The sequence below is a fragment of the Vibrio sp. 10N.261.55.C5 genome (assembly GCF_041470505.1).
In the GTDB taxonomy this organism is placed as follows: domain Bacteria; phylum Pseudomonadota; class Gammaproteobacteria; order Enterobacterales; family Vibrionaceae; genus Vibrio; species Vibrio crassostreae_C.
Genome location: NZ_JBFRMS010000037.1, coordinates 72,292 through 82,103 on the forward strand (window position 1 = coordinate 72,292; position 9,812 = coordinate 82,103).

The 9,812-nt window shown below is 45.4% G+C and carries 7 protein-coding genes; all 7 read left to right on the top strand.

Annotated elements, in window-relative coordinates; translation table 11 throughout:
* Positions 1 to 16: 16 nt before the first annotated feature.
* The 7 genes from nusA to nlpI all read left to right on the top strand — a co-directional run bounded on the left by nusA (position 17) and on the right by nlpI (position 9,748).
* Positions 17 to 1,504, top strand: a complete 1,488-nt coding sequence (nusA, locus tag AB4263_RS15140) for a transcription termination factor NusA (RefSeq protein ID WP_017059230.1) — start codon at positions 17 to 19, stop codon at positions 1,502 to 1,504.
* A 22-nt stretch (positions 1,505 to 1,526) separates the two neighbouring features.
* Positions 1,527 to 4,217, top strand: coding sequence for a translation initiation factor IF-2 (gene infB, locus AB4263_RS15145; protein WP_017059231.1), 2,691 nt, complete (start codon positions 1,527 to 1,529; stop codon positions 4,215 to 4,217).
* A gap of 134 nt (positions 4,218 to 4,351) precedes the next feature.
* Positions 4,352 to 4,765, top strand: coding sequence for a 30S ribosome-binding factor RbfA (rbfA, locus tag AB4263_RS15150; protein WP_017059232.1), 414 nt, complete (start codon positions 4,352 to 4,354; stop codon positions 4,763 to 4,765).
* Positions 4,765 to 5,718 (top strand): tRNA pseudouridine(55) synthase TruB, encoded by a 954-nt coding sequence (gene truB, locus AB4263_RS15155; RefSeq protein WP_017059233.1) that lies wholly within the window; start codon positions 4,765 to 4,767, stop codon positions 5,716 to 5,718. Before rbfA ends, truB begins: the two co-directional genes overlap by 1 nt.
* Positions 5,719 to 5,931: 213 nt before the next feature.
* Entirely contained in the window at positions 5,932 to 6,201 is a 270-nt protein-coding gene (gene rpsO, locus AB4263_RS15160) for a 30S ribosomal protein S15 (protein ID WP_010436144.1), read from the top strand.
* A gap of 378 nt (positions 6,202 to 6,579) precedes the next feature.
* Positions 6,580 to 8,700: a polyribonucleotide nucleotidyltransferase gene (pnp, locus tag AB4263_RS15165; protein ID WP_372098449.1), complete on the top strand. Its 2,121-nt coding sequence runs from the start codon at positions 6,580 to 6,582 to the stop codon at positions 8,698 to 8,700.
* Positions 8,701 to 8,824: 124 nt separating this feature from the next.
* A complete protein-coding gene (nlpI, locus tag AB4263_RS15170; protein WP_017059235.1) occupies positions 8,825 to 9,748 on the top strand; it encodes a lipoprotein NlpI in 924 nt (307 codons plus the stop codon).
* Positions 9,749 to 9,812 lie beyond the last annotated feature (64 nt).

The window sequence follows — 9,812 nt, forward strand, 5'->3', positions numbered from 1 at the left end:
TTAAGAGGCTAGATTAATGAACAAAGAAATTTTGGCGGTAGTAGAAGCTGTTTCAAATGAGAAAGCAGTTCCTCGTGAGCGTATTTTTGAAGCGCTTGAAATCGCGCTTGCAACGGCAACAAAAAAGAAAAGCGAACTAGAAATTGAAGTTCGTGTTGAAATTGACCGTAAAACGGGTGATTTCGAAACTTTCCGTCGTTGGGAAGCTGTTGAGGAAGTTGAATTCCCAACAAAAGAAATCTCTATTGAAGCTGCAAAGTACGATGACCCAGAGATCGAACTTGGCGGTTTCATTGAAGATGATATCGAATCAGTAACGTTTGACCGTATTACGACTCAAACGGCTAAGCAAGTTATCGTACAGAAAGTACGTGAAGCTGAACGCGCTCAAATCGTTGAGCAGTTCATCGATAACGAAGGCGAGCTAGTAACTGGCGCAGTTAAGAAAGTTAACCGTGACACTATTATTCTAGACCTAGGTAACAACGCTGAAGCGGTAATCCTTCGTGATGACCAACTTCCTCGTGAAAACTTCCGTCCAGGTGACCGTGTTCGTGGTCTTCTTTACGCAGTTAAACCAGAAGCTCGTGGTTTCCAGCTTTTCGTTACTCGTTCGAAGCCAGAAATGCTAGCTGAACTATTCCGTGTTGAAGTGCCTGAGATTGGTGAAGAGCTAATTGAACTTAAAGGTGCTGCACGTGACGCTGGTTCTCGTGCTAAAATCGCTGTGAAAACAAACGACAAACGTATTGACCCAGTTGGTGCGTGTGTTGGTATGCGTGGCGCACGTGTACAAGCTGTTTCTAACGATCTTGGTGGTGAGCGTATTGATATCGTTCTTTGGGATGATAACCCGGCTCAATTCGTAATCAACGCAATGGCTCCTGCTGATGTTGCTTCAATCATCGTTGATGAAGACGCACACTCTATGGATATCGCTGTTGAAGCGGATAACCTAGCACAAGCGATTGGCCGTAGCGGTCAAAACGTACGTCTAGCGTCTCAACTTACTGGTTGGGAACTGAACGTAATGACTGTTGCTGATCTTGAGAAGAAGCACCAAGAAGAAGCAGTTGCTTCTATTGAAAACTTCATGAAGCACCTAGACATTGAAGAAGACTTTGCTCAAATGCTTGTTGAAGAAGGCTTCTCTACGCTTGAAGAAGTAGCATACGTTCCTGTGAACGAGCTTCTTGAAGTAGACGGTCTAGACGAAGGTATCGTTGAAGAACTACGTAACCGCGCAAAAGACGCACTGACTACTCTAGCGCTAGCGAAAGAAGAAACTTTCGACGGTGTTGAGCCTGCTGAAGACTTACTTGCACTTGAAGGTCTTGAGCGTGAAATGGCTTACAAGCTAGCAGCAAAAGGCGTTGCGACACTGGAAGACCTAGCTGACCAAGGCGTTGATGAACTAGAAGGCATCGAAGACCTAACTGCAGAGCGTGCAGGCGAGCTAATTATGGCTGCGCGTAACATCTGTTGGTTCGGCGACGAAGAATAATTCAGCAAGGAGAGAAAGCGGTATGACACAATTAACAGTTAAAGCACTGAGTGAAGAGATTGGTACGCCAGTTGACCGCTTAATTGAACAACTTGCTGATGCAGGCATGAAGAAAGCAGGGTCGGATCAAGTGACTGATTCAGAGAAGCAAACATTGCTAACGCACCTTAAAAAGGAGCACGGCGATACTTCAGGCGAAACAGAACCGACTCGTTTAACTCTTCAACGCAAGACCCGCAGCACGCTAAGTGTTGCCGCTGGAGGCGGTAAGAGTAAGGATGTTCAAGTAGAGGTACGTAAAAAGCGTACTTACGTGAAGCGCAGCACTATTGAAGATGAAGCGAAACGTGAAGCTGAGGAAGTAGCTAATCGTGAAGCGGAAGAGAAAGCACAACGCGATGCTGAAGAGCAAGCGAAACGTGATGCTGCAGAGAAAGCACAGCGCGAAGCTGAAGAAAAAGTAACACGTGAAGCGGATGCAAAACGTGAAGCTGAAGAGAAGGCTCAACGCGCACAAGCTGAAAAGGCTAAAAAAGACATGAATTCAAAAAATGCAGACGCTAACGCACAAGCGAAAAAAGAAGCGGATGAACTTAAAGCTCGTCAAGAGCTAGAAGCAACTCGTAAAGCAGAAGCTGAAGCAGCTAAGCTTGTTGAAGAAGCTCGTAAGTTAGCAGAAGAGAACCAAGAACGTTGGTCTGAAGAAGAGAAGAAGAAGAAAGAGCAAGAGAAATCTGCGGATTACCATGTGACTACTTCTACTTACGCTCGTGAAGCTGAAGATGCGGCAGATAAGAAAGATGAGAAAGCACCTCGTCGTCGCAAGAAGAAAGCAGCTCCTGCTAACCAACCTGCAAACAACCGTGGTGGTCGTAACCAACGTGGTCGTGGCGGTAAAGGTAAGCTTGCTAAACCAACTTCAATGCAGCAAGGCTTCGATAAGTCAGCAACTGTTGCTAAATCTGACGTTGCTATCGGCGAAACTATCGTTGTTTCTGAACTGGCTAGCAAAATGTCAGTTAAAGCAACTGAAGTTATCAAAGTAATGATGAAGATGGGCGCTATGGCGACTATCAACCAAGTGATCGACCAAGAAACAGCACAACTTGTTGCTGAAGAAATGGGTCACAAGGTAATCCTACGTAAAGAAAACGAACTTGAAGAAGCAGTACTAGCTGACCGTGATAGCGATGCTATCGCTGAAGGTCGTGCTCCTGTTGTTACTATCATGGGTCACGTTGACCACGGTAAAACTTCAACACTTGATTACATTCGTAAAGCACACGTTGCTTCTGGCGAAGCTGGCGGTATCACGCAGCACATTGGTGCTTACCACGTAGATACTGACAACGGTATGATCACTTTCCTTGATACTCCTGGACACGCGGCGTTTACAGCTATGCGTGCTCGTGGTGCTCAAGCGACAGATATCGTTGTACTTGTAGTTGCAGCAGACGATGGCGTAATGCCACAAACAATCGAAGCAATCCAGCACGCGAAAGCGGCAGGCGTTCCTCTGATTGTTGCTGTGAACAAGATCGATAAAGAGGGTGCAAACCCAGACAACGTTAAGAATGAGCTAGCTCAATACGACGTTATCCCTGAAGAATGGGGTGGTGAGAACATCTTCGTTCACATCTCTGCTAAACAGGGTACAAACATCGATGGTCTTCTAGAAGCTATCCTTCTTCAGTCTGAAGTTCTTGAACTTACAGCGGTTAAAGAAGGCATGGCGTCTGGTGTTGTTGTTGAATCTCGTCTTGATAAAGGTCGTGGTCCAGTTGCAACAGTACTAGTACAGTCTGGTACTCTAAACAAAGGCGATATCGTTCTTTGTGGTCAAGAGTACGGCCGTGTTCGTGCAATGCGTGATGAAAACGGTAAAGACATCGAAACTGCAGGTCCATCTATTCCTGTAGAAATTCTAGGTCTTTCTGGTGTTCCTTCGTCAGGCGATGAAGCGACTGTTGTACGTGATGAGCGTAAAGCACGTGAAGTTGCGAACTACCGTCAAGGTAAATTCCGTGATGTTAAACTAGCTCGCCAACAAAAAGCGAAACTAGAGAACATGTTCGCGAACATGACGGCTGGCGAAGTTGCTGAGCTTAACGTGGTACTTAAAGCTGACGTTCAAGGTTCTGTAGAAGCGATTGCTGACTCTCTACTGAAACTGTCAACTGACGAAGTGAAAGTGAACATCGTAGGTTCTGGTGTTGGTGGTATTACTGAAACTGATGCAACGCTTGCTGCAGCTTCTAACGCTATCATCCTTGGTTTCAACGTTCGTGCTGACGCAACTGCGCGTAACACGGTTCAGAACGAAAACCTAGATCTACGTTACTACTCAATCATTTACCAACTAATTGACGAAGTTAAACAGGCGATGGGCGGTATGCTTGCTCCTGAATTCCGTCAAGAGATCATTGGTCTTGCACAAGTTCGTGACGTATTTAAGTCGCCTAAACTTGGTGCAATCGCTGGTTGTATCGTGACTGAAGGTACGATTAAGCGTAGCAACCCAATCCGCGTACTTCGTGAAAACGTTGTTATCTACGAAGGTGAACTAGAGTCACTTCGTCGCTTTAAAGATGACGTACAAGAAGTTAAGAACGGTTACGAGTGTGGTGTCGGCGTTAAGAACTACAACGACGTTCGCGTTGGTGACCAGATCGAAGTATTCGAAATCGTTGAGGTTAAACGTACTCTAGACTAATCAGTCTGTACGACTCGACATATTGACTAAGGTTACTAACATTACTAGTAAAGGTAATAAGTAATCGGTTGTTGAATACACCATGGGGGGCTGGTAATTACCAAGCCCCCCATCTTTCTAAGTGAGAAAAGAAAATGTCAAAAGAATTTAGCCGCACACAACGTGTGTCTCAGCAGCTTCAAAAAGAGCTTGCTCTTATCCTACAACGTGAAGTTCGTGACTCACGTATTGGTATGGTAACTATCTCAGACGTAGAAGTGTCTCGTGACCTTGCTTACGCAAAAGTGTTCGTGACTTTCCTGTGTGTTGGTGAGCAAACACCGGAATCATGCCTTAAAGCTCTTAAAGAGCATGAAGTGCCAGTTCGTATGGCTCTTGGTAAGCGTATTCGCCACCGTCTAACGCCTGAAGTTCGTTTTACTTACGACAACACACTAGTAGAAGGCATGCGTATGTCTAACCTAGTAAGTGAAGTTCTGAACGATGATAAGCGTAAGCAAGAAGAAGCTGGCCGCACTGACGAAGCTCAGTCTAAGGGCGAAGAGTAATGGCTCGCCGTCGTAAAGGTCGCCCTATCAACGGGGTAATTCTATTAGATAAGCCGACTGGCATTTCGTCTAATGATGCACTGCAAAAAGTAAAGCGTATTTACTTTGCAGAGAAGGCAGGGCACACCGGTGCTCTGGATCCTCTTGCGACTGGCATGCTGCCAATTTGTCTTGGTGAAGCAACGAAGTTCTCTCAGTTTCTTCTAGATTCTGATAAGCGCTACGTTGTTATCGCTAAGCTTGGTGAGCGTACCAATACCTCTGACTCTGATGGTGAAGTGGTAGAGACACGTGATGTTAACGTGACTCAAGAACAGCTTGAACGTTGCATTGCGAGCTTCAAGGGTGAAACCGATCAGATACCATCAATGTTTTCGGCATTGAAGTATCAAGGTAAGCCTTTGTACGAATACGCACGTGCAGGTATCGAGGTTCCTCGTGAGTCTCGTAAGATCACTGTGTACTCTATTGAACTGCTTCGCTTTGAAGGTGATGAAGTTGAAATGGAAGTGCATTGTTCGAAAGGCACATACATCCGCACAATTACCGACGACCTTGGTGAAATGCTAGGTTGTGGTGCTCACGTGACCATGCTTCGTCGTACAGGTGTCGCAAAGTACCCATACGAGCGTATGGTGACTTTGGAGCAGTTAAACGAGATCCTAGAGCAAGCACAGGCGCAAGAAATTGCACCGAAAGAGCTGCTTGATCCACTGCTGATGCCAATGGACACTGCCGTTGAAGACTTACCAGAAGTAAACCTGAACGCGGAACTGACTGACCTAGTTCAGCACGGTATGCCAGTTCAGGTTGCTGGTGCGCCAACTGAAGGCACGGTTCGTATGACAAGTGGCGAAGAGAAGCTGTTTGTCGGCGTAGCTCAGATTGCTGAAGATGGCCGAGTTGCACCGAAGCGTTTGGTTGTTTTCAGAGATGAAGAGCCACAAGCGTAGCGCTTACATCGGATCTTAGCGCTGAGTCGTGAAAAGTGAGCAAATAAGATAGAAAGCGAACGCCTAATTTAGGTGGTTCGCTTTTTTCGTTTTTAATGGGTTCGATTGTTATTGCACCAACTGACAAACTTCCCTATAATCCTCGGCTCGCGTAGCGGCTGAATCAGAGATTGGCTGCTACAAATATAAACTTACTCTTATCAGGAGAGAATTATGTCTCTGAATGCAGAAACTAAAGCAGCAATCGTTGCAGAATACGCACAATCTGAAGGCGACACAGGTTCACCAGAAGTACAAGTAGCACTACTTACTGCTTCTATCAACCACCTACAAGGTCACTTCAAAGCGCACAAACACGATCACCACAGCCGTCGTGGTCTACTACGTATGGTTTCTAGCCGTCGTAAGCTTCTTGATTACTTGAAAGGCAAAAACCTTGCTCGTTACCAAGACCTAATCAAGCGTCTAGGCCTACGTCGCTAATAGCGATGTCTGCAAAGACAGTTTGAAGAAAAGGAGCATTTATGCTCCTTTTTTTGTGCCTGTAAGAAAATGCTAGGCTGGATGCTCAGAATATCATCTGGCTTTTTCTGATAGGAAATATATCTCCTAATAAAAATAGTTTATACTACGCCCGCCTATAGCGTTTTCAGCGTTTGGCAATCAACCTCTCAAGAGATTACAGTCACAGATGTCGGCCAATAGGTCGCGACTATTCAAAGGCGGATTTGGTCTTAATTCGGCGTATGAACACATACAAAGAGTCACCATCCTAAGTCCCTTTTCACTAGTCGCGATTGGTAATGTCTTGAGTCATTATTCACTTAATCTAAAGTCTGACTTTAGAGCTAAGGATATACAATGTTTGAAAAACCAGTTGTAAAATCGTTCCAGTACGGTAACCACACCGTTACTCTAGAAACGGGCGTAATTGCACGTCAAGCTACTGCTGCTGTAATGGCGACTATGGACGATACTTCAGTATTCGTTTCTGTTGTTGCTAAGAAAGAAGCAGTTGCAGGTCAAGACTTCTTCCCACTAACAGTAAACTACCAAGAGCGTACATACGCTGCGGGTAAAATCCCTGGTGGTTTCTTCAAGCGTGAAGGTCGTCCATCTGAAGGCGAAACACTAACAGCTCGTCTGATTGACCGTCCAATTCGTCCACTTTTCCCAAGTGCGTTTAAAAACGAAGTTCAAGTTATCGCTACGGTTGTTTCTATCAACCCTGACGTAAACCCAGACATGATCACTATGATCGCAACATCTGCTGCGCTTGCTATCTCTGGTGCTCCATTCAATGGTCCTATCGGTGCTGCACGTGTTGGTCACATCGACGGCGAACTTGTTCTTAACCCATCAAATACTGAGCTTGAAAACTCTAAACTAGACCTAGTTGTGTCTGGTACAGAAGGCGCAGTACTTATGGTTGAATCTGAAGCAGATAACCTATCTGAAGAAGAAATGCTTTCAGCTGTTGTTTACGGTCACGACCAACAACAAGTTGTAATCAAAGCAATCAACGAGTTTGCTGCTGAAGTTGCAACTCCATCTTGGAACTGGGAAGCACCAGCAGTTAACACTGAGCTTAAAGCTAAAGTTGCTGAACTTGCTGAAACTCGTCTATCTGACGCGTACCAGATCACTGAGAAAATGGCTCGTTACGAGCAAGTTGGCGTAATCAAGAACGACGTTGTTGAAGCTCTAATTGCACAAGACGAAAACCTAGATGAGCGCGAAATCCGCGGCATGCTTGGTTCTCTAGAGAAAAACGTAGTACGTAGCCGCATCATCGCTGGCAACCCACGTATCGATGGCCGTGAAAAAGACATGGTTCGTGCGCTAGACGTACGTACTGGTGTTCTTCCACGTACACACGGTTCTTCTCTATTCACTCGTGGTGAAACTCAAGCACTTGTTACTGCAACGCTTGGCACACAACGTGATGCTCAAATCATCGACAGCCTGATGGGTGAGAAGAAAGACAACTTCCTTCTACACTACAACTTCCCTCCATACTGTGTAGGTGAAACTGGTTTCGTTGGTTCTCCTAAGCGTCGTGAAATTGGTCACGGTAAGCTTGCTAAACGTGGTATCCAAGCAGTAATGCCTTCTGTTGAAGAATTCCCATACACAGTTCGTGTTGTATCGGAAATCACAGAATCTAACGGTTCTTCTTCAATGGCTTCTGTATGTGGTACATCTCTAGCTCTTATGGATGCTGGTGTTCCAATCAAAGCTTCTGTTGCGGGTATCGCAATGGGTCTTGTTAAAGAAGGCGACGATTTCGTTGTTCTTTCTGACATCCTTGGCGACGAAGATCACCTAGGTGACATGGACTTTAAAGTAGCAGGTACTAACGCTGGTATCACTGCACTTCAAATGGACATCAAGATCGAAGGTATCACTAAAGAGATCATGCAAATTGCACTTAACCAAGCGCAAGGTGCACGTAAGCACATCCTTTCTGTAATGGATGAAGCTATCTCTGGTGCTCGTGAAGATATCTCTGAATTCGCTCCACGTATCCACACAATGAAAATCAGCTCTGATAAGATCAAAGATGTTATCGGTAAAGGCGGCGCAGTTATCCGTGCTCTTTGTGAAGAAACTGGTACTACAATCGAAATCGAAGACGATGGCACAATCAAGATTGCTGCTACTGAAGGCGCAGCTGCTAAAGAAGCTATCCGTCGTATCGAAGAGATCACAGCTGAAGTTGAAGTTGGCCGCATTTACCAAGGTAAAGTTGCTCGTCTAGCTGACTTCGGTGCATTCGTTACTATCCTTCCAGGTAAAGATGGTCTAGTACACATCTCTCAAATCGCTGACAAGCGCGTTGAGAAAGTGTCTGACTACCTAACTGAAGGTCAAGAAGTTCCTGTTAAGGTTCTTGAAATTGACCGTCAAGGCCGTGTACGTCTAAGCATGAAAGAAGCAGTTGAAACGCCAGCTGAAGGCGAAGCACCTGCTGCTGAGTAATTCTCAGTGTGTCGATGGTGATATCGCTTTTTAGTGATTTCTAACCTATCGTCAACAAAGCATGTTATAAAGGGGAGCATATCGCTCCCCTTTTTTATTGCGGTCATAACAGGAGTAATTATTTGTGAAATGGTTTCAAACCGCGAGTATGTGTTTACTGCTTGTACTAACAGGTTGTGCGACAACATCAGATAACACCTCAAGTTGGGTTTATCCACCGATGGCTGTGCCACTGCAACCAAGCGTTCAGCAAGAAGTTCAAATTGCACGTCTTAGTCAGTTATTACAGCGCCCAGATTTGAACGATGAAGTTCGAGCTAAGATGCTGTTTGAACGTGGTAACTACTACGACAGTGTTGGCCTGCGTGATCTCGCGCGTCTCGACTTCAACCAATCTCTTTCATTGAACCCTGCTCAACCTGATATCTTCAATCTTTTGGGTGTTTACTTTACGCAGGTAGGGGAGTTTGATGCGGCTTATGAATCTTTTGATTCTACGTTAGAGCTTGATCCTGCAAACTCTTACGCAGAAAGGAACCGCTCTATCGCGCTTTACTATGGCGAGCGTTACGACTTAGCCAATGAAGAGATGATGAAGCACTATGCCGACGATCCTAGCGATCCGTTTCGCGCTCTGTGGTTGTACATCATTCAGCATGAGCTGACGCCAGAGCAGGCTAAGCTTGATTTGCAAAAACGTTACGAGAGCCGTGATGAGCAGTGGGGTTGGGTATTAGTCGCGATTATGCTTGATGACATTACTGAAGAGCAGGCTTTCAAGGCGATCTTAACCGGTACTCGTGACAACACGTTACTTGCGCAGCGTCTAACAGAGACGTACTTCTACCTTGCTAAGCGTTACCATATGAATGGTGATTACGCGAATGCTATCTCTTTGTACAAGTTAGCGGTTTCTTTTAACGTGTATGAATACGTAGAACATCGTTACTCTTTCTTAGAGTTAAGCCGTATCTTCACCACACTTAAAGCTGAGCACTTAGCGCAAGTTAAGCTGGCTGAGGCCGAAGAAGAAGCCAACGCTAAGTAAGCAACACATTTTGATTCCGAAAAGCCGCTGCCTGTCAGCGGTTTTGAACTGACCCCCAATAGTT